The following is a 23160-nucleotide window of genomic DNA, read 5'->3' on the forward strand; positions in this document are numbered from 1 at the left end:
CCACCACGATGTCGATCTGCAAATCACGTAGTGCCGCAGCCGCCCACGTGCGTCCCTCACGGAAGGGCTCGGCCGCGGCGACATCGGAGGAGCAAAGGACGAGCTGTGGCTTGGACGTGAGCGTCGAGGCGATCCAGCTGAGCTTGAAGGCGTCGGCTAGAACTTTGTTCTTCTGAGCAGGCTTTGGTGGTCCCTGGTGAGCCCAAGCTTCGACCAGGACTGTACGTGCCTCGTCGACTCCGTCGATCTCTACCTGAGCGCCGGTCGGTGTTGTGATCCGCTGAGGCGTCAGCTCGACGCCAAGTTCATCCGCTACGTGCGCGATCATCATGGCTTCGCCGGCTCGCTGTTCAACGCTGGAGCCGGGTGGCGTCGTGGCGGCTAGCTCCCTGGTTGAGGGGCCGGGGGGATCGCCGGTCCTCCCGTGGTTGGTGACCGGCCACGGACAAGCCGCGGAAGCCGCCGCCCGTCCGGATCGGTCCGAACTTCGCTCGGTGTGCGGCGTGCACCGCGCCTCGAACGCTCGGAACGCCGCTTCGTCCACCCAGTCGCTCATGATTGTCAGCCCAGCGCCGTCCGAGGCGAAGAGGCATTGATCGAGGACGCCGGTGGTGGTGGCGACCTCGGCCGCCATCTCGGGCCAGACAGCGCGGAAGCGTTCCACGTCCAGGGGATCCATCCGCAGCTCGATCACCGCACGGAATCCGGCGTTCACGCGAGCCCAGTCGTAGAAGCGGGTCGCCCGCGAGTCCCGCGCCCCCGCCAGGTGCCCGGGTCCCACGGGGTCACCAGTTCGTCGACGTCGGCGCTGATGCGAGCAAAGCCCGTGCCCATCGAAGGCGATCACCCAGTCCCGGTGTGGCCTCGATCAGATATGCGTACACGCCGTGGAACCGGAACAGCGAGCGATGCCGTACCCCCAGCCGCTCCGGCAGCCCGGTCGCGTCGGACTCGGTGAACAGCTCCTCGACCCGCCGCGCGTTCGACTCGGGCATCCGCGCCACCATCAGCGTGCGCTCGACCGGTTCACTCATCGGACCGGCCGCCCGGTGACGAGCAACCTGACCATGATCAGGCTTTCCGTTTCGGCTCGGCATGCGGTGGGTTCCGCACCTACGACGCTCGCATGGCTATCTCGACTGTCATTGGTGAAGGAGACGAACCCGGTGCATCGACCGCCGTTCACGAGCCCATGAACGACCCGATACGGAGCCTCATCGCGCGGAGGGCCGACGGGCGGCCTCGATCGGCGAGTACCTCGACCTCAGCCGCGAAGGGTTTCGGCAGCGGCAGGTTCCGGAGGCTGTGTGAGGCCGCCAGCACGTCATCGCTGGGCAAGATCTCCCGATCATGGGACCATGTTCACGGAGCAGGTTCGGAGCCTTGAAGCCCGAACACGCGCGGGACCGTGCTGAGCCGCAGCAGCCGACCGTGCAGCTAGCCCGCGACGCAGCCCGGCGTGGCGACAATACGGCGTGGACACTTTGCTTCGACCGGGTGTGCCGGCGCGGAACTCTTCTCAAGAAAGGAGTATACGTGGGCGAACGCGGTATTCTTGCAACGCAGAGGCGTACTGGTGCTGCCCGGCCGACGGCAATCCCGGATGCGAAAATCTGCGATATCGCAGGCGTTTATCTCGGTCGGCTGGGGAAAGTATTCGCGCTGGGAACTATCGAAGACCGCTTACGCAGGGAACGGCTCCCGTCGGATCTTCCAATGGATACCGGGATAATCGCCCTCGTCGATGAGTTGACCGCCGTGGCGCAAGCTCTGGACTGGAAAGGCAGCGGCGACGATCCGGAGTCGAGCTATCGCGAATTCCTGTCCAAAGTGGACAGAAAAGTAGCACCCGATCGCTGCGTACACCTCGTATGCCTTCAGCGCGGACCGGGCATGGCCGACGCGACCCGAGGCTGGATGTCCACCCATCCTCGCTCCTCTGTCTCGTGCCCCGCGACAGAGGAGCTGTGGGCGGACGAGATAGTCCGGTACTTGGGCAAGCGCAGTTCCCGTGGCATACGACCGCTTGCCTTGGAGCTGACGGAAGCCTTTCGCCAGTGGGTCGGGACCGGCGCCGCTCCCGAAAGTGCCTTCGCCTGGGTATGGCGCACGGCACGGCCTGTGAGCTGAACCGCCACGACCCAGGCCCGGTCGGCTCAAGAGGCTGAGGGCGACATCGAGGAATTCGTGCCCGCGCCGGGGCGTTCAGGGCCGGCGTACGTCAGTCAGGTCGCGGTGTTACCCGGCGATGTCGCCTATATTGGACAGGACCTTGTTGAAGGCGGACACTATTTCTTCCATCGCCTCGGGCGGTGCGAGCAATATTTCGTGACCGAAGGTCACTACGCTGTCATTGATACTCGTCGTCACCGGGAGATCAAATCTTTGCGGATTCACCTGCTCCAGATAGTCCGGGCTTATGGAAAATCTGCGTCGTGTCGTCGGCCGGTACAGTACATTGTCGTTGAGCGGCCGGTATGTCTCCAGCAAGCGGAACCCCAGCTCGGCGGACAGAGCCTCGATTATAGTCGCGACGGAAGCGACCTCCAGTGCCGCTTCTGGCAGTTTCACCGCATATCGATAGTAGGTGCGTCCTGTCGTTCCTTCAGTCGTCGCCTGGCCGACGCACCCCAGTTCGGCCAACTGCTGATCGAGATATGCCGATGACTCCCGCCTGCGCTTGTGCATCTCGTCGACGAGATCGAGCTGATCGAGCAGGAGTGCCGCGTGAAACTCGGACAGGCAGGAGTTGCTGCCCATGATCCGCCCGGTTTCGAGCAGTTCCATACCACCCACGCTCAGCTGCGAGCGGCTGCGCATCCGGCCGTCGGAACCCAGGTGGCCCGCCCTGTCCGCGACCTCGGGGTCGTTGGTGATGATCGCGCCGCCCTCGCCGGAGGTCAACAGTTTGGACCCCTGCATACTGAAAGCGCCCGCGTCCCCGAACGTGCCGACTGCCCGGCCCTGGTAGGTCGCACCGTGCGCGTGGGCGCAGTCCTCGATGAGCGGAATGCCATGTTGACGTGCAACAGCCGTCAACGCGGCGAGATCGGCGACAGCCGAGTACGCGTGCACGATGGTGATGGCGCGGGTCCGCCCGGTGATCGCCGAAGCGACCGCTCCAGGGTCGACACAGTAGGTCGCCGGATCGACGTCGACGAGCACGGGAACCGCGTTGATGCCCAGTACCGCGGAGGCTGACGCCACCCAGCTCAGGCCGGGGACCACGACCTCGTCGAAGGCGCCCACGTCGCATGCCTCCAAGGCGATCGCCAGGCTGGCGGACCCGGTCGAGGTCGGCACGCAGTATTCGGCACCGCAGTACTCGGCGAACGCGGCCGCGAATCGCTGCTCATAGGACGGCCTGCCCTGGTAGGCGCAGCTCAGTGTCCATCGTCCACTGTTCAGGACATCTTCCAGGTTCTTGAGAGCGCGCGGTCCTGGCTGTGGCCAGCGAGGCCATTGACGATTACTGACCTGCGCCCCGCCGAGAATTGCCAAAGAATTGCCCATGATTCCGCCTCTTCCTTCGTTGGCCGAGACTCATTATGCCCGGCGGATGTACCAGGAGCGGTCAGGTCGGTGCAGGGTTCTCGCACTGCGTTGCCATGGTACCTATCGAACGCCGCCATATGTGAATGCGAAAGTCATAAGTGCGCGGCGTGTATTGCCTTCCCGGTGTTCGACTGCTTGCCGTACTCAGTCGAACGGGGCGGCCGATCTCGTTGCGAACGTCTGATCCGCCCTGGTAGAAGGAAGGTATCGAGAGACGTGTTCGACTTATTGGGCCAAGCGCACCGATTTTCCGCAGTTGTGTTCGTTGTCGGTGTTGTGGCGGCCGTATCGAAGACCGTCTGAATGCCGGAGTCCTCCGGTGGTCTTGAACAAAGTCAACCAGCGAAAGGCACTGGCATGAGCCTGGTAAGTGTGTACAACGAGTGGGATCCGCTGGAAGAGATTATCGTCGGCACGGCCACGGGTGCGCGGGTCCCGCGAGTCGATCGGAGCGTCTATACCGTCGAATTCGCCGGGCGTTACGATCGTCAGGACGAGGTGCCGTCGGGCCTGTACCCGGACCGGGTGATTCAGGAGACCGAGGCGGAACTGCAGAACCTGTGCGAGGAACTGGAGAAGATCGGCGTCGTGGTACGGCGTCCGGGGCAACGGGAAACCGCTGCGGAAATCACCACCCCGGACTGGTCGACCGACGGCTTCCATGACTACTGCCCGCGCGATGGTCTGCTCGCCATCGGTGACCTCGTTATCGAGACACCGATGGCACTGCGTGCGCGTTTCCTCGAGTCACTCGCGTACAAGGATCTGTTGCTCGAGTACTTCGCAAGCGGAGCCCGCTGGATTTCGGCGCCCAAACCCCGATTGCTGGACGAGATGTTCGAGCCGGCGGCACCCGCCGGTGAGCGGCTGCAGAATCTGGAGCCGGTGTTCGACGCGGCCAACATCATGCGCGTCGGCACCGATGTGCTCTACCTGGTGTCCGACAGCGGTAACGAGCTGGGCTGGCAGTGGCTGCAGGCGGTGCTGGGGAAGAAATACACAGTCCACCCCTGCCGGAATCTCTATTCGTCGACGCATGTCGACTCGACCGTCGTGCCGTTGCGGCCCGGCTTGGTGCTTGTCAATCCGTCACGGGTGAACGACGACAACATGCCTGATTTCCTCCGCTCGTGGAATGTGCTGCACTGCCCGGAGCCGGTGGACATCGGCTTCACCGGTGATCGGCCACACTGTTCGGTCTGGATCGCGATGAATCTTTTGATGGTCCGGCCGGATCTGGCGGTCGTCGATCGCCGCCAGACCGATCTCATGCGCCTGTTGGAGAAGAACGGCATCGACGTGTTGCCACTCCAGCTCACGCACTCCAGGACACTGAGCGGCGGGTTTCACTGCGTGACCATGGACGTGCGGCGCTCCGGTTCACTGGAAACGTATCAATTCTGAGTCCGGAGTCACCCGACAGGAAGGCCGCGGAATGATCGGCTACGGAGTCTGTGTCGGACCTTCCGACTTGTACCATCGGATCTGCCGTCCTGGAATAGAAAGAGTCAGCACACCGGGCAGCCCGGTGTTCACCGTGAGCGGTCAGAAGTCCTTGTTCGCCGCGTACAACCAGCTCTTCGATCAGGCCGCCGCGGACGACCAGTGCAGCGGAATCGTGCTTCTGCACGATGATGTCGAGTTGCAGAAGAACCCGGTCGATGTGGCTGGTCCGGTTCTCGAGGATCCTTCGGTGGGTGTGCTCGGCACGCTCGGCGGATCGAACACCGTGTCACTGGCCTGGTGGAACGAAAAATCCGAACGGCGGGGTCGTATCACCGACTACAATAAGGCGCACGAGCATGGGGGCGATCGCTACGAAGTCGATTCGCTTGATGACGTGATCCTGGTTGCTTCTCGTTGGGTCATCGAGAATATTCGATTTCCAGAGGGCAGGTACGTCGGATTCGAGGGACTGGGCGTCGTCATCGCCACCATGGTGAGAGCCGCCGGGAAACGTGTGATTGTCGAGGACCTGCGGGACGTCATACACCACAATGCCGGCCGCGGGTTCAATGGCCTCGGAGACTGGCGTCGCAACGAACTGCGGTGGCAGCGGGAGTTCTTCCGGTTGAGTGCGCTGGAGCGACTGAGCAACCATTTGGAGGACCTCGCCCTGCCCGCCCTGCCCGTGCGTGTCGGCGCGCGCCGGCTGGCTCTGCGCCTTGCCGGTCGTCACCAACAGGTCAGTGACGGTGAGTCAGGTGATCCCGCGATCGACGCGATCGTGGACGGTTGGTACCGCAGGTGCCGGAGCCTGCGCGGCCGAATGATCGTGTAATGAGGTGAAGCCGGGTCGGTAGGCGCAAAATCGGTATACGGGGACCGTTCGGTCCAGGTTAATGTGGTGAGGAAATGGCGAAATTTGAGAGGTTGCGGTACGACGTCACTGACATCGCGATCGCCGACGCGGTGTGCGATATCGTGAACGTCGCAGATCTGGAGCAACTCGCACCGAACGATAGGGTAGCCACCAGGGAAACAGATCAGGCGACTACGTATCATAAACTGTTCTACGACAAATTCGACCAGGTGTGGCCATTATATCGTAAATTGGCTACCACGGTGCTCGGCGCGCGGAGGCAAGATTTCTACATCCAGAAGGTTCCGACCTTCCGGGTTCACCTGCGAAATTCTGTCGCGGTGGGTACCTGGCACCGGGACAGTGACTTCGGGCATGACTCCAGTGAAACCAACTACTGGGTTCCGCTGACTCGCGCCTTCGGTAACAACACCTTATGGATAGACAACGCGCCTGTTGACTCGGAATACGGCGACATAGTCGTCTTCGATGGTGCGAACACATGGCACGGCAACAAGGTCAACGATACGGAAATCAGTCGGGTCAGCATGGATTTCCGCACTATTCCGCGGAGTGCTTACCGGGACACGGGGAAGCGTTCGGTGTCAGCCGGCGTCCCCTTTGTCCTCGGCGAGTACTGGGACATTCTCTGAAGGTACGCTTCGGCAATGGAAAGGGGTGGCCCCGGCGGATGCGTCCGCCGGGGCCACCCCTTTCCATTGTGCTGTCAAACAGGTCGTCCTTCGCCGGTCTCCAGCCAGTCGCGTTCGTGCGGGGTGAGCTGGAACTCCAGCGCGGCAAGGGAGTCGTGTACTTCTTCGACGGTACGTGGCCCGATCAGCGGGATCACCGGGAACGGCTGGGAGCGGGTCCAGGCCAGCGCCAGACCTGTCGGTGATATCGCGCGCCGCCCGGCGACCTCGCGGACCCGGCCGATCCGTTCGAGATTGACTTCGCTGAACCAGCTTTCGGTGAGCGGACCGTCCCGCAGTTCCTCGGGATCCACCAGGGCGTGGCAACCGCGGCCCTGGCTTGCCCACGGGTAGAGCGGGATTTTCGTCGTCGCCAGCCAGGTACGCCAGTCCCTATCGTTGGAGCTGATCGTCCCAGGGTAGATGGGGTGCACCATGTCGACCAGGCTGAACTGGTTGCTGATCCCCGCCGGCGCGGGCAGCCCGTGCTGCGCGGCGTAAGCCACTGCTTCCCTGACCCGGTCCAGCGGCCAATTGGACATCCCGTATCCGCCGATCACCTGGCGTTTGACGAGATCGGCCAGTGCGGTGACGAACTCACCGACCGGCACCTCGAGGTTGTCACGGTGCAGCATGTACAGCGCGGCGTCGGATCGCCGCATGCGGTCGAGACTCTCGGTGAGCTGGACTTCGACCCGGCTCGGCAGGCACTCCGGTGTGTGGGCGCCTTTGGCGAGCACCCACACCTCGTCGGTGACGCCGCGGTCGGCCGCCCACTCGCCGAACGTGCTTTCACAGCAACCGGGACCATAGGCGAATCCGTAGATCCAGGCCGTGTCGAAGCCACGGCCGCCGCCTTCCCAGTATGCGTCGTAGATCGGGAAACCACGGTCGGGCTGGCCGAAGGACGACGTCCCCAGCACTACCTGTGGCCTGCCGGGTCCGGTGGTGGGGTCAGGCATGGTTTTTCCTGCCTTTCGGGGCTTGGAAGGCGGCGTGATCACTGGACGAGAGCCTGTTTCACCTGTGCGGCCACATGATCGAGATGGCCTTCGGCGAGGCCAGGATGCGAGGGGAGGGCCAGCAGTTCCTGGGAAAGCCGCTCGGCGACCGGGCACGACTCGCCACGGTGATCACGGAACGCGGGTTGCCGGTGGAGCGGGTATGGGTAGCGCAGTAGCGCGGGGATCTTGCGGGACCGTAGTTCCGCGGCCAGTTCCGCGGCGGTGCGGCGGCCAGGTCCTGGTACCACGCGCAGCGCGTACTTCCAGTAGGCGTGCACCGTTCCCTCAGGTTCGGTCGGTACCTCCAGCTCCTCGACGTCGGCCAACAGCTCCGAAAGGTAGGCCGCATTGTGACGCCGGAGTTCGACCTGCTCGTCGAGCCGCTTCAGCTGGCTGACCCCGATGGCGGCCTGCATGGTCGTGAGCCGGTAGTTGTAGCCGACCTCGTGCGCCCAGATCATGCCGGGCTGCCCCTCGATCGGGCCTTCGCCGTGGGTGCGCAGTCGCTTGACCCGCTCGGCATAGGCCGCATTGTCGGTCAGGACCAGGCCGCCCTCGCCGCCGGAAGTGATCACTTTCTGCTCGAAGAGACTGATGCAGGCCAGGTCCCCGAATCCGCCGACCGGCCGGTCACCGATCTTGGTGCCGAGTGCCTGCGCCATGTCTTCGACCAGGGCGACGCCGACCGGCTCGACCACCGCACGCAGTGCCGCCATGTCGGCCGCACAACCATTGATGTGGACGACGACGACCGCTTTCGTCCGCTCGGTCAGCAGCGATTTGACCGAGTCCGCGTCGACGCAATGGGTGTCCGGCCTGACATCGGCGAACACCGGCCGCGCGCCGAGGTAGACGATGGGGCTGGCAGAGCCGACGAAGGTGTGCGCGGGCACGATCACCTCGTCGCCGGGACCGACGCCGGCCGCCTGCAGGGCCAGATGGACGGCGGCGGTGCCTGAGGACACCGCCACGGCCCGCGACACGCTCTGCTTCTGGGCTATCGCTGCCTCCAGCTCGTCGACCAGGCTGCCTGGTGCGCCGACCAGTCTGTTCGACCTGAGTGCGGACACAGCTGCGTCGATATCACCATCGGTGAGCTGCGGCCAGCGAGGCAATTCGGTAAAATTCGTCAAGATTCTCGTCCTCCGACCTGTCTGGGGAGTGGATCGTGTTGACGCAGGCAATGGATAATCTGACGTACGTGGATTCCGGCTATTTGCCGCTGGTTACATGGTATCCGGGGTCGGCGGATTATCAACTGTGTCCCGGCCGGTAATTCATGCACTTTGACAGACGTCTTCAAGCGGATCTAACCTGCGATTATGGTGACCAGCGGAGTGAATGAAGTAAATCAATCCACCGGTGTGCTGTCCGACGATGCCGACGTACTTGGCGCCCTGGACGAGAGATTTCAGATTTTCGTGTCGAGACTGCCGGAGGACCGGCCGATATGGTTCTGTTTCTTCTCCTCGGGGCTGCTGCATGTGATCCAGCACTTTTTGCGCTTCGTTCCGGACGATCTGAACTGTGCATTCATCACCAGTGGTTTGACACGGGAAGAGGGGGAGCTGTGGGGCGAGCTGACGTCGTTGCCGACTTTCGGCATGACGGAGAGCGTCGGTAGCCACGAGATCTTCGAGCTGCTGTTCCGGAACATGGACCGGCCCTTCGGGCTCGTGGACAGCGATTGCTTCGTCATCCGCTCGGAGTTCTTCGCCGAGTGCATGGCTGACCTGAAGCCGGGGGTTGCGATCAGTGGGCCACTTTGCTACGGGCCGATCCCCTTGGCAGCGCCGCCTTTCATGGCCATCGACCCGCGGGCCAGGATCGAGATCGAACGAGCGATCGGAGGTTCTGTCTCCCCGGCTGCCTACGCGTTCGTCCCGCCGGGGCCCGAGCGGGAGATTGACGGGGCAATGGTGCGATTGATCGAGGAACACCATCGTGCGGCGCTGTCGACGGTGCTCGGCATGGAGAGTGCGCACCTGCCTTTTCCTCAGGGTGGCCTGATGGATGTCCTCGACGATGGGCGCGAAGTCCGCAGTCATGAGCGGTACCACCATCGGCGGGTCGGACACGAAATCGTCCGGGCCGTGTTCGACGGCCTGATGTTCTATCAGCTCATGGCGCTGGCAGCCGGCATGCGGATAGCTCACTTCCGAACCTTCCCGGGGACCAAGGTCTTCGCGCCGGAGATGGTCCATGCCGGTGGCATCTCGTACTGGGCCCGGCTACGGGAGAGCGAGTTGACAAAGGCGGGCATCCGCACCCTGCCGTGGTCGGCGCATGTCGATGCGCTGTTGCTGACCGACTTCGTCGAGGGGACCGACGCGCCGGAGCCTTACCTCCAGCGGAGCCGTGACCTCGACGCGGTCCTGCGCCAGAGCGAAATGGAACTGGACCTGCCGTCTTTGCGGCGGCAACTGTGCGCCAAGCTGGCCGAGACCGGCGCCGACGTCACGGATCCACGCTGGAGGCCTGTGCTGGGCTGAGTACGGATGCCTGCTCCCGGCCGTCGAATCAGCAGTCTGCTCTCGTTGATCTCTCTTGACATGTAGCCCACAATTGGTAACCTGCTATGCACGGAGTGTGACTGAGGGGGCTTGCGTGTCGGCTTATCGTATCCCGTTGCCTAAGCTATTCGGTGAAAGTTTCAATGCTGCCGCTCCCCGTCTCCGTCGTGCGATGGGGATTTACTGAGTGTTGTCGATTAATCCGTCGGAGTACTGACGTGGGCTCCTGATGTAATTGCAATGTACCGTGTTCAAGGAGGACGGTATGCTCAATAGGGATTTCGACGCTTCTGCTCGTGACTTGTCGGTGGCAGGTGAGCAAGATTTCGGGCGCCCTGAGCGGGTTTTGATATCACTGCTCAATTCCGCGGACTCCCCTAGATTATCCGGGGAGGACCCGGAGCATGTCCGAATATTGATCGAGGCGGGCTTCGATGCTCCGCCGATTCTCGTGCATCGTGAAACGATGCGGGTCATCGATGGAATGCACCGATTGCGTGCCGCGACGGCACGTGGCCAAGACCACATCGCGGTGTGCTTCTTCGATGGGGACGCTGACGAGGCTTTCATACTCGCGGTTCGTACCAACATAAACCACGGGCTGCCGCTGTCCTTCGCCGATCGTGCGGCGGCAGCGCGACGGATCATCCTTTCCCATCCCAACTGGTCCGATCGGACGATCGCCAAGATCGCGGGAATCTCGCCGAAGAGCGCGAGCAACGTGCGGGTCAAGGTGTTCGGCGAGGACTCGCAAATGGCCGAGCGGGTTGGTGCCGATGGCAGGGAGCGACCACACAATTCGTCGCCTGGTGGCAGGTTGCGGGCCGCGGAGCTGCTGGAGAAGAGTCGGGGCGCTTCGCTGCGCGAGATCGCCAAGGCCGCTGCCATCTCGGTCAGCACCGCGAATGACGTTCGCAAGCGCATCAGTCGTGGTGAAGACCCGGTGCTGCCAAGTCAGCGGAGCAAGAGCGAACGGGATCCCGGTGTCCCGTTCGTACCGGAGCAGTGCCGAGCCAAGAAGCGGGACGTACTGCTCAAATCCGGGGTGACCATGCTGTATGAGCTGAAACGGGACCCCTCCCTGCGTTTTTCCGAGCCGGGCCGGCAGCTGCTTCGTACGCTCCATGAGACCTTCGCCAATGCGACCAACTGGCCGGAGCTCGTCGAAACCGTGCCGGACCATCAGGCACACGTCGTCGCCGAGCTGGCCGAACATTTCGCGGTCCAGTGGCAGGAATTCGCGGCCCGAATCCGATCGAATGCTTCGTCAGATGTCAAGGAAGGATAGGGGGCCACACGACACCAGGGGGCGACAGACGCTGCCCCACACCGAATTGGGGAATCCGAATACCCGTTCAGCCGGGCGCTATCTGGTCTGGCTGGCTGCCCGAACCTCTCTGCCGCTCCTCGGATCGGCTTTCTTCGGCGTCTTGTGGATGGGTTCGCAAGCGTTGATGCCTGCAATCATCCGGAAAGCGATCGATGATGGCCTGGTGCCGCGGGATATGCGCGGGATCCTGGGCTGGTCGGCGGCGCTATTCGGGCTGGGGATCGTTTACGCCGTCGCAGGCGCCGCGCGGCGCCGGATCAGTCAGTATTGTTCGTTGTCGACGGGCTACCGCACCGTGCAGCTCGTGGTCCGGCACGCGAACACGCTCGGCGTCTCGTTGGAGAGCCGGGTCGCGGACGGCGAGATCATCAGTGTCGGCACCATGGATCTCACGTCGATCGGCAGAGCTTTCGACATCGTCGGCCGGACCACCGGGGCGGTGGCTTCTGTCGTCGTGGTGGCCGTCGTGCTGCTCGGGCAGTCCACGTCACTCGGTCTGCTGTCGATCGTCGCGCTGCCCGCCATCGTCGTGGCCATGGGGTTGACGTTGCGTCCGCTCCAGGACCGGGAGGCGGTCTGCCGGGGATTGCGAGTCGAACTCGCGTCCAAGCTGGCGGATTTCGTCACCGGATTACGGGTTCTGCGCGGGATCGGTGGCGAGAACGAGTTCGCGAGTTCCTACCGGCGGGACTCCCAGCGGGTTCGGGCCGCCGGGATCCGGGTGGCTCACACCGAGGCGGTCGTCCGTGCGAGCGGGATCCTGCTGCCCGGGCTGTTGGTCGGCGCCGTGACCTGGGTCGGTGCGGTGGTCGCGCTGCGCGGGGTGGTGAGCGCGGGTGAACTCGTGTCGTTCTATGCCTACGCGGCGTTCCTGATCGAACCGCTGGCCACCTTCACCGAGGCGGCCGATCGGTTCGTTCGCGCCCGTGTCTCAGCCAGGCGGGTGGTCGCGCTCCTGAATCTGCGCCCGGATTTCGAACCGGTCGTGCCCGGCCCGTCCCACCGATTCCCCGACGGTGTCCAGGATCTGGTCGACGAGCGCTCCGGGCTCGTCGTCACCGCGGGCGCGTATCTGGCGGTGGTCGCGTCTCCCGGTGACGGAATGAGCCTGGCCGATCGGCTCGGTGGCTATACCGACGCGCGGGTCAGCTATGGCGGGGTGCCACTCGAGGAGTCGCCTGCCGACGCGGTGCGGGAACGCATTCTCGTGGTGGACGACCATCCCCGGCTTTTTCGCGGCACACTCCGCACCAGCCTGGGTGTGCACTGCGTGGCGGCCGGCGACAAGGCCATCGCCGCTGCTCTGCGGGTGGCAGTGGCCGAGGACATCGTCGAGGCGCTGCCCGGTCGTCTCGACGCCGAGATCGCGACGAATGGGCGGCAGTTCTCCGGCGGCCAGCGCCAGCGGCTCATCGTGGCCCGGGCGCTGCTGGGTGAGCCCGACGTGCTGGTCCTGATGGACCCGACTTCGGCGGTCGACGCCTACACCGAGGCCATCATCGCGCGCCGGCTGCGGGCGAATCGCGCGGGACGGACAACCGTGCTGCTGACCCGGAGTTCGATGATGCTGGCGCAGGCCGACCAGGTGGCCTTCCTCGTGGACGGGCGGGTGGGTGCTCAGGGCACGCACCGGGAACTGCTGGCGACCCGGGCGGACTACCGCGCTGCGACCGCACCCGCACCGTTCGGGCTGGAGTCCTCTGTGGGGGACGGGGCAGCGGGGGCGGCCCGGTGAGCGGTGCGACGCTTCCGGTCGCGGACGCGGCCGCGGTGTGGCGGCATGTCCGGGTACTGGCGCGACGGCACCTTGGGGCGGTGGTGCGTTTGCTCGGTCTGCACGGTGCGGCCGCCGTCGCGGGCTTGGTCGGACCATGGCTCATCGGCAGGCTGATCGACGTGGTGGTGCACGGCACGACCCTGGCCGAGGTTCATCTCATCGGAACCGCCCTGGTGGCATCGCTGATCTCGTACGCGTCGTTGATGTACTGGGCTGTTCGGTCTTCGTGCCGGTTCGGTGAGCAGGTCACCGCTGAGCTGCGCGAAGACTTCGCCGACGCCATCGTCGGACTGCCGCTGTCCACCGTCGAGGACGCCGATCCCGGTGATCTGATCACCCGGGCCTCCCGGGACGTCGACGCGCTGGCGAATGCGGCACGATTCGCCGTGCCCGAAGCGATGGTCGCCTTGGTGACTGCTCTGCTCACCGCCGCCGCGCTGGTGCTGACCGGGCCGTTGACCGCTTTGCCGTGCCTGGCGGCGCTTCCGCTGCTGTGGGGTGGAACGCGCTGGTATCTGCGCCGTTCACCGACCGCCTACCGGCAGCGCAGCGCCAGCTACGTCTCATTGGGTGACAGCCTGGCCGAGACGGTTTCGGGGGCACGGACGGTGGACGCGTTGAGGCTGCAGACCTGGCGGCGACGGGTTCTCGATCGGAATCTGCGAGAGGCGTATACTGCGGAGCGCCACACCATGCGTCTCCGCAGCACCTGGTACTTGCTGGTCGAATTCGGCTATGTGCTCCCGGTGGTCGCGACGATCGCGATCGGCGGGGTGCTGTACCTCGATGATCTGGCCACGCTCGGTCAGGTCACCGCGGCCACCCTGTACGTCCGGCAGCTGATCTTTCCACTGGACGAGCTGCTCAACTGGGTGGACGAACTGCAGGTCGGCGCGGCTTCACTGGCTCGGTTGCGTGGCGTGCACGACGTGCCGGCGGATCGGCGGCCATCCGGACAGCGGCCGCGTGACCAGGGGATCAGCGCCCGCGAGGCTGGCTACGCCTATCCGGGAGAGCGCGTGGTCCTGCGCGCGGTGGACCTCACGGTCGCGCCGGGTGAGCGGCTCGCGATCGTCGGGCCGTCCGGGTCCGGCAAATCCACATTGGGCAAATTACTCGCCGGAATATACGCACCTTCCTCCGGTGCGGTGGAACTCGGCGGTGTCCGATTGACGGAATTACCTGACGGCGAGCTGCGCCGTCGAATAGTTTTGATTACCCAAGAGCATCATATTTTTCGCGGAACCATACGGGATAATGTCGCCTTGGCGCGATCCGATGTGCCGGATAGTATGGTGTGGAACGCGCTGGCGGTGGTCGGTGCTGATAGTTGGGCTGATGGAATGCCCGACGGAGTGCACACCCGGATCGGCTCGGGTGGGCAACCGCTGACCGCGGCGCAGGCGCAGCAGATGGCGCTCGCGCGACTGATCGTTGCAGAGCCGGACGTAGTGGTACTCGACGAGGCCACGGCGCTACTGGATTTGGAAAGTGCCAGGCAGGCAGAGCGCGCCGTGGCGGCGGTGACGGAGAATCGGACTGTCATCACCATTGCTCACCGGCTGCATGCGATCCAGTCCGTGGACCGGATCGCGGTGGTCGAGGGCGGCCGGATTCGCGAGCTTGGCAGCCACGAAGAACTGGTGAACGCGAACGGTACCTATGCCAGGCTGTGGCGCGCGTGGCGCGGCATTTGACGAACCGCTGCTTGCCTGTAATTCAGTGATGAACGGAGGAATCGGCGTGAATCAGGACCTTCCTGTGATAATTCTGTGCGGGGGTTATGGCACTCGGATCAGGGAAGCGAGCGAACGTCTTCCCAAGGCCATGGTCGATATTGGTGGAAGGCCGATTCTGTGGCACATCATGAAGCTGTACGGCCATTACGGATTTCGGCGTTTCGTGCTGTGCCTCGGCTACAAGGGCTGGGAGGTGAAACAGTTCTTCATGGATTATCGAACGCATATGTCGGATTTCACGATCTCGCTGTCGGATGGGCATCGAGTCGAGTTTCACAACGATCGCGCCGACGAGAACTGGGAGATCACGTTCGCCGAGACCGGTTTGGAAACGGCGACCGGCGCGCGGCTTCGCCGGATTCGCCCCTATGTCGACACCAGCGACTTCATGATGAGCTATGGCGACGGCCTCGGCAACATCAACCTGAAGGAGCTGGAGAAGGCGCACCGCGACGCCGGGCGTGTCGGCACGGTCACCGGCATCCACCCGACCTCGAAGTTCGGTGAGATGGAGGTGTCCGGGGCAGAGGTGGTGGAGTTCAACGAGAAGCCGACGCAGGTCAGTGGGTTCGTCTCCGGCGGCTTCTTCATGTTCAAGCGGGACTTCCTGGAGGACTACCTGGACGACGATCCGATGCTGTGGCTGGAGAGCGAGCCGTTGCAGCGCCTGGCTCGCGACAACCAGATGACCCTGCATCCTCATCACGACTTCTGGCACGCGATGGACACCTACAAGGACTACCAGTATCTCAACTCCTTGTGGGCGGCCGGCGACGCGCCATGGAAGATCTGGCCGTGAGCGTCGCGGGCCGCCCGGCGGACCGGTCAGGTGAACATCTTGTTCTGCTCCTCGAGCAGCCGGTCGATCAGCCGCCCCGGCGGCAACGTCACCTGCTCGTAGGTGATCACGGTGTCCTTGGGCACGGCGGTCCGTAGTACGCAGCCACCGGCGACACCCATCGGCAACAGCCGCTGGGCACGGGCGATCGGGTGGGCCTCGGCCACGCCGTAGGTGTCGTATCCGCCAAGGCCGTCGAGAACATGCCCGGCGGGCAGGTCCCGTTTGGCGGTGGTGACCACCTCGACCCGGGGGCCGCCGGGCGCGGCGATCGTGGCGTCGGCGAAGTCGACCGCGCGGACCACGGTGTTGGGCACTTCGAAGTGGCACAGATGGTAAGGCGCGTAGAAACTGTAGAGCGGTCCCTTGCCGAGCTTGTACAACTCCAGATAGTGACGCTGCCGCGGGTCGTCATGTGTACCGAGGACATACACGCCCGGACCGGGCTTCGCGCCGACCACATAGTCGACGACCCCGCCGAGCGCGCGCAGCTCGTCGATGTCGTAGGCACTGGTCAGGTCGTCGACATGGCCGCCGTGATCGCGGGCGTACATGCCGCGCCTGCCGACCGTGAAACCGAAGGCGTTGGCCACCACGGCCTGTTCGAAGGACACCTTGGTGCCATCGGCGAAGCTGGTGACCATGTGCACGTCCTGTCCCCAGCGCTCGGCGAATCCCCGCTGGGTCGCCGGCGTCCGGTAGGGGTCCTGCAACCCCTTCACGTTGCCCGCGACCAGTGGTGTGACCCCGAGTCCGCGCACGAACCTCAGTAGATTCGCCTGTACCCCTGGCTGATCGCCATCCGCACCGGTGAACAGCGTGCCTGCCGCCCTTGCCCGGTGCGCCAGCAGGGGGCCGACGGTGGCATCGAGCTCGGCGTTCATCGTGACGATCGGCAGCCGGCGTTCGATCGCGGCGACAGTGATTCGCGCGCCAAAATCGACGGCACCGGTGACATCCACGACACAGTCCAGTTGTTCGGTCGCGAGTAGTTCGAAGGCATCTTGGGTGATGGCCGGCTTGCCCGAGCGGATGGCCGTGTCGATATGACGCGAGAGGTCGGCCACCACGAGCTCGAGGCCGGCCTCGGCGTATGCCCGCTCGGCGTGTGCGAGGGTCCGGTTGGCCACCGCGACCAGGCGCATCCCCGGCACCGAACGCACGATCTGACTGGCCAGTCCCCGGCCCATGAAGCCCGCTCCGATCATGCCGACCCGAATCGGGCGGTTCGCGGCCGCGCGCTCGCGTAGCGCCGTGTCGACGAGGATCATCGATCCAGCGCCGACTCGACCGACAGCAACGGCCAACGTGCGTCCTTGGCCGAGACGAGCTCGACCTCGACGGGCCAGTCGATGTCCAGCGCGGGATCGTCCCAGCGCAGGCCGCCCTCCGCCGCTGGTGCGTGGTTCGCCGAGACCTGGTACATCGTCTCGGTGTCGTCGGTCAGCGTCAGGTAGCCGTGCGCGAAGTTCTCCGGCACATACATGGCCAGACGATTGTCGGCCGACAGTTCGGTGCCGAAATGTCGCAGATAGGTCGGTGACTCGGGCCGGAGATCCACGATGACGTCGTAGATGGCACCGCGGACACAACGGATCGTCTTGGCTTCGGCGTGCGGCTCCGACTGGAAGTGGAGGCCGCGCAGAGTGCCACGGCGGTGATTGAACGAGATGTTGCAGTTCTCGATGGTCGGCTCGAGCCCGGCCTCGGCGAAGTCGTCGCGGGCGAAAGCCCTGGCGAAGAATCCGCGATCGTCTTCCAGCAGCTGGAGTTCGATCACGGCCGAACCGCCGAGCGGCGTGGTCTTGATCAACATCGGTGTCCTCCTTCGATTGATCCACCCACCGGGCGACGGCACGGCGCGTGATGATGTCTTTCGCCGCTTCCGGCGAAATCAGGGCGTCCTGGGCCGCAGGGTGATCCGGCGTTGATCCCACAGCCGAAGGATTTCGTCCAGCAGGCCGTTGTCGTTCCCGGAGGTACTGACGCCAAGCTGACGAAGGCTGCGTCGGCCGTCGGCCGCGGTCAGGATCTCCAATGCCGCTCTCGAGGTGCCCGTGCGGCCCGACCTGCCCTCGTCGAGCACGACGCTGCTGGTCTCGGCGGGCCGTCCTGTGCCGGAATCGAGATCATGCCGGGAATGCAGCGAGGTACGGCTCATCGGGCTTGGGACAAGGTTCAGGAAGGCGTCCCTGTGAACCTCGCGCTTCCGTACTATCCAGTCGTCCACGACCAGCGTGTCGAGATCGGTGGTGAGGAACGCGACCACCGAGTCTTCGACCGACTGGACGATCGGCTCGGCGTTGTTGTTGAACGAGGTGTTCAAGACGACAGGTAGCCCGGTGATCTCGCCGAAATCGCGGATAAGCTGCCAGTACTCCGGGGTGGTGGCCTGATTCACCACCTGGACTCGTGCTGTGCCGTCGACATGGGTGACGGCGCCGAGCAGTTCGCGGAATTCCGGTAGCACTTCGACGATCGCGATCATGAAGTAGAGGTTCGGTGCGGCAGGAGGGATGTCGAAGAACTTGCCCACGTGCTCTTCGATCACGGAGGGTGCGAAAGGGCGGTAGCCCTCCCGTTTCTTCACCGCCGCGTTGATGCGGTCCTTGTTCGATTCGGGCCGGGGGTCAGCGAGGATACTGCGGTGGCCAAGTGCGCGCGGGCCGAATTCGGCCTGGCCCCGTACCCACGCGATGATCTGACCGTCGGCGATGAAGGTGGCTGCGTCCCGGCAAATGGTGTCGCTCTGCCGGAATTCGAGAAAGTCGCCCCACTGCTCGAGTGTCGCTTCGACAGGTTCGCGAACCGCGGGCTTCGGCCCGAGGAAGAGGTGTGTGAGTGGCGACGAACGAAAGCGTTCGGGGGCTTCGTCCTTGGCCACATTGAGTGCCGCGCCGACCGCGGCGCCCGCGTCGTGCGCGGCTGGGTCGAAGAAGGTCTCTTCGAAGAGGCCGGAACGGATGAGACGACCGTTCAGCGTGGCGTTGAGGCCGACGCCGCCGCCGACGCACAGTCTGCGATGCCCGGTTTCCCGCTGGGCGTGGGAGATGACGTGCAGCGCGACCTCCTCCAGTGCCTCCTGCAGGCTCGCGGCGAAATCTTTGTGATCTGTGGAGAAAGGTTCACCCTTGCGACGCGGCCGGAACCCCGAAACCAAGTTGTACCGCACACGTGCGAGATCGAGCTGGTAGTTGCCGTCGTCTTCCAGGGTGTACAGCGGCCGGAACAACGAACGGTACCTGCTCGGATCACCGTACGGTGCCAGGCCCATCACCTTGTACTCGTCGTTCGCGCCGTACCCCAGCAACTCGATGGACGCCTGATAGAATCGCCCTAACGAACGCCATTCATCGTAACTGCGTATGTAGTTGTAGTCCGCGCCATCGGCGCTGACGACGGTGATGGATTCACTGTCACCCTTTCCGTCCATCACCACGACGAGCGCGTCATCGAAGCCGGAATTGTGGTAGGCGGCGAAGCCGTGGGCGGTGTGGTGTCGGACGAACGAGATCCGGTCTGGCGAGATCTGCGTGTCCAGTGCTTCGCTCAGTCGTTCGGTGAGCAGGCCGCGTGAGGTCGGTATCGCTAGTTCAGGATGCTTGAGGTAGATCAGCTGGAGGTCGCGGTCGTTCTCCTCTTCGCCGAAGTAATAGGCGAATTTGTCGATTTCCGCAGCGGTCAGGTCAGCCTGCTCAAGGCAGCTCGCAATGGCTTCTTTGCAGAAATTGCTCGTATGCTTCAGGCGGGTGAGCCGCTCTTCTTCGACAGCGGCGACTATCCGCCCGTCGGATATCAGCGCTGCGGCGGCGTCATGCCCGAAATTCATCGGAAGTTCCGGCATTGCGGCACCGCGCGGACCGGAAAAACCGCACGTGAGGCCCAAGACGTTCATTCGGCGTCATCCCTTCTGTCGGTATGGCCCACGGACTGTCCTCGATGTGTGGTGGACCCTATTGAACGCGGTGACGGGTGAATGTGAAAGTTGATTGATGCCAGGTATCATGGCAGCACTGTTCGACTGCCTACCGTAACCAGTCGAACGGCAAAACCGTCATAGTTGCGCACATTCGGCGCATCCTGATAGAAGAGACGCATCGAGTGGTGTACATGTTCGGTGTACGAGGTTGAGGTCCTGAATGAGGATTCGGCGCCACCCTTCGATAATCGACCGGCAGGAGCTGAGACGGTGACGATCAGACTGGGGCTCGTGGGAACCGGCCGTATCGGTACCCCGCACGCGGAAGCACTCATCGCGTTGCCGGAAGTGTCAAGTGTCGTCGTCGCGGACGCCGACGCCGAGCGGGCCAGGGCCACCGCGGCCAAGCTGGATGTCGAATTCGCCCCCGACTTCGAGGCGCTGCTTGGCTCGGACGTCGATGGACTGGTGATCACCACCTCCACCGGCTCACACCCCGAACTGATCGTCAAGGCGGTGGATCGCGGCGTACCGGTGTTCTGCGAGAAACCCGTTGCCACCGACATCGATGGCACCCTGGAGGTCATCCGCCATCTCGAAGGCTCGGCCGTTCCCGTGCAGATCGGTTTTCAACGCCGATTCGACACGGGCTACCGGACCGCACGGGCCGCGGTGGTGTCGGGCGCGCTGGGCTGGGTGCACACCCTTCGCGCCACCACCTTCGACCAGGTTCCCCCCGCGGCGGAGTACATTCCGACGTCCGGTGGCCTGTTCCGCGACTGCGGTATTCACGACTTCGATATCCTGCGCTGGCTGACCGGTCGGGAAGTGGCCGAGGTATTCGCGCTGGGTGACAATCGCGGCGCGCGGTTCTTCCGCGATGCGGGGGACGTAGACACAGCCGCGGTGGTGCTGCGGATGGACGATGGCGCGCTGGCGACCGTTTCGCTTGGTCGCTACAACGGTGCCGGTTGCGATGTCCGGCTTGAGGTACTTGGCTCCAAGTCAAATGCGATTGTCGGCCTTGACGACCGTGTTCCGCTGAGGTCGGCCGAGCCGGGCTACCCGGCCGCGGTCAGGCCCGCGTACTCGGACTTCATGGATCGCTTCCGTTCTGCCTTCGCGAAGGAGCTGTCGGCGTTCGTCGCGGTTGCCGCCGGTGCGGCCGAAAGTCCCTGCGGCCCGGCCGAGGTACTGGAAGCGTTCTACGTCGCGGAGGCGTGCGAGGTGTCGCGGCGGGAGCGACGCCTCGTCGCGGTCGATGAGATGCGTCGCTGAGCTTTCCCCATGGTCGTCGCGGGTGCCTGGCAGTGGCAGACACACCCGGTCGCCGGCGGTGGTGCCGTGGCAGAGGATGGAAGTAGCTACCGTGCTCGTTGAGAATCAGCTCGTAAGCCGTGAGAATATCCTGCGCATGATGATCGACGAGTTCGGTGAGGAATCCGGATCCTCGTCTTCGTTCGGCTCAGTGAATTTCCTTCCCATGGGCGAGGACAGCTGGTCCTATCGGTGCGGGAGATACTGGGTGAGTGTTCGCCGCGATCTCGCCGGTCATTTCCCTGCGGCGTATGAGGGAACCCTGCTGCTTCGGGAAAGCGGCAAAGAGTTCGTCCTGGCCCCGTTACGTGGTCGGAGCGGACGCATCGTCCATACCGTGGATGGCTTCCCGGTGGTCGTCTTCCCCTATCTCGCCCGAGCGGCGCGCGGCACCGCGAACGGTACCGGTATCACCGCGGCTCAACTCGACTCGCTGGTACGGAGGCTGGAGGAGGTGCACCGGTCCGACCTTCGACTAAGGCTGCCGGTCGAGGACTTCCGCCCTCCGTTCGAAAAGGGCCTGGAGGAGGTACTGGCGATCGCGGCGAGCGGCGTCGGCACAGGGCCGATGAGCCAGGCGCTGCACCGGTTGGTCTCCCGGCGGTGGGATCATCTCCAGGAACAGCTTCGCGAGTTCTCGGTGGTGGCGACGTCCTGCGCCGACATCTGGCAGCGCAGCCCCGACCACGTTCTCACGCACGGTGACCCTAGCCGAGCCAACGTGCTGCTCACCGAGGATGTCCTGATTCTGGACTGGGGCGGGCTGATGTGGTCACCACCTGAGCGAGACTGGTCCGCCATCAGCAGGCACTTCGGCGTGCCGCCACGCGGCCGGGCGGAAATGCTGAGGTTCTACGAGCTTCGCTGGAACCTCGGTGAAATAGCGGAATACGTGACCCGATTTGTGAATCCACACACCGGTGACGCCGACGATCAGGCCATGTGGCAACGCCTGGTACGATACGTATGAAGCGCTCCTCCCACCCGAGGACCCGGTGATTCGGTCTATCGCCAAGTGAGGACAGTCCATCATGAGGGTTCTGCTGACCGGCCACCAAGGCTATCTGGGGACGGTGCTCGCCCCCATCCTGACCGCCGCCGGACATGAGGTATCCGGCCTCGACAGTGGGTTGTTCGCTGATTCCGTCCTCGGTGCGCTGGACTCGCCTGACGTGCCAGGGCTCACCATCGACCTGCGTGATGTCACCGTCGAGACCCTCCGCGGATTCGAGGCGGTGGTGCATTTGGCCGCCCTGTCCAACGATCCCCTCGGCGCAGTGGATCCGGACCTCACCTACGACATCAATCATCGCGCTGCCACGCGATTGGCCGTGCTGGCCAAAGAGGCAGGCGTCCGGCGTTTCGCTTACGCCTCGACCTGCTCGGTGTACGGTGCGCAGGGGTGCGACGCGCTTGTCGACGAGGACGCGCCGCTCAAACCGGTTACCCCCTACGCGGTCTCGAAGGTCCGGGTGGAGGAAGAGCTTGCCGGACTTTCCGGCTCGGACTTCGCCCCGTTCTCGTTGCGTAACGCGACCGCGTTCGGCTTCTCACCGCGGCCGCGTGTCGACATCGTGCTGAACAACCTCGTCGCCCGGGCTGTGCTCACCGGCCGGGTCACCGTTCTTTCCGACGGTACGCCCTGGCGGCCGCTGGTTCACGCGGAAGACATCGGAAGAGCTGTGGTAGCGGCGCTGGCGGCTCCAGCCGAGGTCGTCCGTGGCCGTGCGTTCAACATCGGCACCGAGAACAACAACAAGACGGTCGTCGAGATCGCGCGGGCCGCTGTGGACGCGGTGCCCGGGTCCGTGCTGGAGATCACCGGCGCGACAGGCCCGGATACCCGATCCTATCGTGTCGATTTCTCCAGGGCACGTGAGGATCTCGGCTTCGAGGCGATGTGGAGCATCTCCGCCGGCGCGGCGCAGTTGGTCAGGGAGTATCGCGGTCGTGGACTGACCCTGGATCAGTTCGACAACAGCTTCACCAGGCTCGCGGTCCTCGAACGCAGACAGCGAAAGGGTGACCTGGACTCCAGCTTTCGGGTAATACGATAGCCAGTGGAGAATCCAAACGAAATGGAATTCTCGAATCCCTTGAACTTGACTGCCTGTGAGCTGGCCTGTTTAATGTTTTCGTTTTAATCGGCCGGTCCGTCGCTCGCAACGGGATGT

General features: G+C 64.1%; 19 protein-coding genes. 12 read left to right on the forward strand and 7 right to left on the reverse strand.

Annotated elements, in window-relative coordinates:
* Positions 1–785: 785 nt before the first annotated feature.
* On the reverse strand, positions 786–1034 hold the full coding sequence (locus tag H2Q94_RS13085; RefSeq protein ID WP_243794977.1) for a TcmI family type II polyketide cyclase: 249 nt from the start codon (positions 1032–1034) through the stop codon (positions 786–788).
* 502 nt (positions 1035–1536) lie between these two features.
* On the opposite strand from H2Q94_RS13085, the gene H2Q94_RS13090 reads away from it, so the two are divergent.
* The gene (locus H2Q94_RS13090; RefSeq protein WP_243794980.1) at positions 1537–2130 is read left to right on the forward strand and encodes a hypothetical protein; all 594 of its coding nucleotides are present in this window, start codon (positions 1537–1539) and stop codon (positions 2128–2130) included.
* Positions 2131–2238: 108 nt separating this feature from the next.
* Here H2Q94_RS13090 and H2Q94_RS13095 read toward each other — a convergent pair whose 3' ends face one another.
* Positions 2239–3513 carry a DegT/DnrJ/EryC1/StrS aminotransferase family protein gene (locus H2Q94_RS13095; RefSeq protein WP_243794983.1) on the reverse strand — a complete coding sequence of 425 codons (1275 nt, stop codon included), beginning with the start codon at positions 3511–3513 and terminating at the stop codon, positions 2239–2241.
* Between the two features lie 414 nt (positions 3514–3927).
* On the opposite strand from H2Q94_RS13095, the gene H2Q94_RS13100 reads away from it, so the two are divergent.
* From H2Q94_RS13100 to H2Q94_RS13110, 3 genes are all read left to right on the forward strand, one after another.
* Positions 3928–4959, forward strand: coding sequence for an inosamine-phosphate amidinotransferase 1 (locus H2Q94_RS13100; RefSeq protein WP_243794985.1), 1032 nt, complete (start codon positions 3928–3930; stop codon positions 4957–4959).
* A 133-nt stretch (positions 4960–5092) separates the two neighbouring features.
* Positions 5093–5836, forward strand: a complete 744-nt coding sequence (locus H2Q94_RS13105; protein WP_243794987.1) for a glycosyltransferase — start codon at positions 5093–5095, stop codon at positions 5834–5836.
* 74 nt (positions 5837–5910) lie between these two features.
* Positions 5911–6510: a hypothetical protein gene (locus tag H2Q94_RS13110; RefSeq protein ID WP_243794990.1), complete on the forward strand. Its 600-nt coding sequence runs from the start codon at positions 5911–5913 to the stop codon at positions 6508–6510.
* A 74-nt stretch (positions 6511–6584) separates the two neighbouring features.
* Here the strand turns inward: H2Q94_RS13110 and H2Q94_RS13115 are convergent, their stop codons facing one another.
* Together H2Q94_RS13115 and H2Q94_RS13120 are read right to left on the reverse strand one after the other, a co-directional pair.
* Positions 6585–7553: an aldo/keto reductase gene (locus H2Q94_RS13115; RefSeq protein WP_243794992.1), complete on the reverse strand. Its 969-nt coding sequence runs from the start codon at positions 7551–7553 to the stop codon at positions 6585–6587.
* A complete protein-coding gene (locus H2Q94_RS13120) occupies positions 7550–8686 on the reverse strand; it encodes a DegT/DnrJ/EryC1/StrS family aminotransferase (RefSeq protein ID WP_243794995.1) in 1137 nt (378 codons plus the stop codon). The genes H2Q94_RS13115 and H2Q94_RS13120 overlap by 4 nt, the downstream gene beginning before the upstream one ends.
* 189 nt (positions 8687–8875) lie before the next feature.
* On the opposite strand from H2Q94_RS13120, the gene H2Q94_RS13125 reads away from it, so the two are divergent.
* The 5 genes from H2Q94_RS13125 to H2Q94_RS13145 all read left to right on the forward strand — a co-directional run bounded on the left by H2Q94_RS13125 (position 8876) and on the right by H2Q94_RS13145 (position 15711).
* Positions 8876–10045 (forward strand): hypothetical protein, encoded by a 1170-nt coding sequence (locus H2Q94_RS13125; protein ID WP_309501156.1) that lies wholly within the window; start codon positions 8876–8878, stop codon positions 10043–10045.
* A gap of 268 nt (positions 10046–10313) precedes the next feature.
* Positions 10314–11354, forward strand: coding sequence for a ParB/RepB/Spo0J family partition protein (locus H2Q94_RS13130; RefSeq protein ID WP_243794997.1), 1041 nt, complete (start codon positions 10314–10316; stop codon positions 11352–11354).
* A complete protein-coding gene (locus H2Q94_RS13135) occupies positions 11326–13131 on the forward strand; it encodes an ABC transporter transmembrane domain-containing protein (RefSeq protein WP_243795000.1) in 1806 nt (601 codons plus the stop codon). The genes H2Q94_RS13130 and H2Q94_RS13135 overlap by 29 nt, the downstream gene beginning before the upstream one ends.
* The gene (locus H2Q94_RS13140; protein ID WP_243795002.1) at positions 13128–14870 is read left to right on the forward strand and encodes an ABC transporter ATP-binding protein; all 1743 of its coding nucleotides are present in this window, start codon (positions 13128–13130) and stop codon (positions 14868–14870) included. The genes H2Q94_RS13135 and H2Q94_RS13140 overlap by 4 nt, the downstream gene beginning before the upstream one ends.
* A 46-nt stretch (positions 14871–14916) precedes the next feature.
* A complete protein-coding gene (locus H2Q94_RS13145) occupies positions 14917–15711 on the forward strand; it encodes a glucose-1-phosphate cytidylyltransferase (RefSeq protein WP_243795004.1) in 795 nt (264 codons plus the stop codon).
* A gap of 26 nt (positions 15712–15737) precedes the next feature.
* Here H2Q94_RS13145 and H2Q94_RS13150 read toward each other — a convergent pair whose 3' ends face one another.
* The 3 genes from H2Q94_RS13150 to H2Q94_RS13160 all read right to left on the reverse strand — a co-directional run bounded on the left by H2Q94_RS13150 (position 15738) and on the right by H2Q94_RS13160 (position 19645).
* Entirely contained in the window at positions 15738–17021 is a 1284-nt protein-coding gene (locus tag H2Q94_RS13150; RefSeq protein WP_243795007.1) for an NAD(P)H-dependent oxidoreductase, read from the reverse strand.
* A complete protein-coding gene (gene rfbC / locus H2Q94_RS13155) occupies positions 17018–17566 on the reverse strand; it encodes a dTDP-4-dehydrorhamnose 3,5-epimerase (RefSeq protein ID WP_243795009.1) in 549 nt (182 codons plus the stop codon). Before rfbC ends, H2Q94_RS13150 begins: the two co-directional genes overlap by 4 nt.
* A gap of 78 nt (positions 17567–17644) precedes the next feature.
* A complete protein-coding gene (locus H2Q94_RS13160) occupies positions 17645–19645 on the reverse strand; it encodes a carbamoyltransferase family protein (RefSeq protein ID WP_243795010.1) in 2001 nt (666 codons plus the stop codon).
* Between the two features lie 300 nt (positions 19646–19945).
* Between H2Q94_RS13160 and H2Q94_RS13165 the strand changes: the two genes are divergently transcribed.
* The 3 genes from H2Q94_RS13165 to H2Q94_RS13175 all read left to right on the forward strand — a co-directional run bounded on the left by H2Q94_RS13165 (position 19946) and on the right by H2Q94_RS13175 (position 23043).
* Entirely contained in the window at positions 19946–20947 is a 1002-nt protein-coding gene (locus H2Q94_RS13165; protein WP_243795687.1) for a Gfo/Idh/MocA family protein, read from the forward strand.
* 91 nt (positions 20948–21038) lie between these two features.
* Complete coding sequence (locus H2Q94_RS13170; RefSeq protein ID WP_243795011.1) at positions 21039–21956, forward strand: phosphotransferase; 918 nt, start codon at positions 21039–21041, stop codon at positions 21954–21956.
* 61 nt (positions 21957–22017) lie between these two features.
* On the forward strand, positions 22018–23043 hold the full coding sequence (locus tag H2Q94_RS13175; RefSeq protein ID WP_243795012.1) for an NAD-dependent epimerase/dehydratase family protein: 1026 nt from the start codon (positions 22018–22020) through the stop codon (positions 23041–23043).
* Positions 23044–23160: the final 117 nt, after the last annotated feature.

The organism is Saccharopolyspora gloriosae, assembly GCF_022828475.1.
GTDB classification, from domain to species: Bacteria; Actinomycetota; Actinomycetes; order Mycobacteriales; family Pseudonocardiaceae; genus Saccharopolyspora_C; species Saccharopolyspora_C gloriosae_A.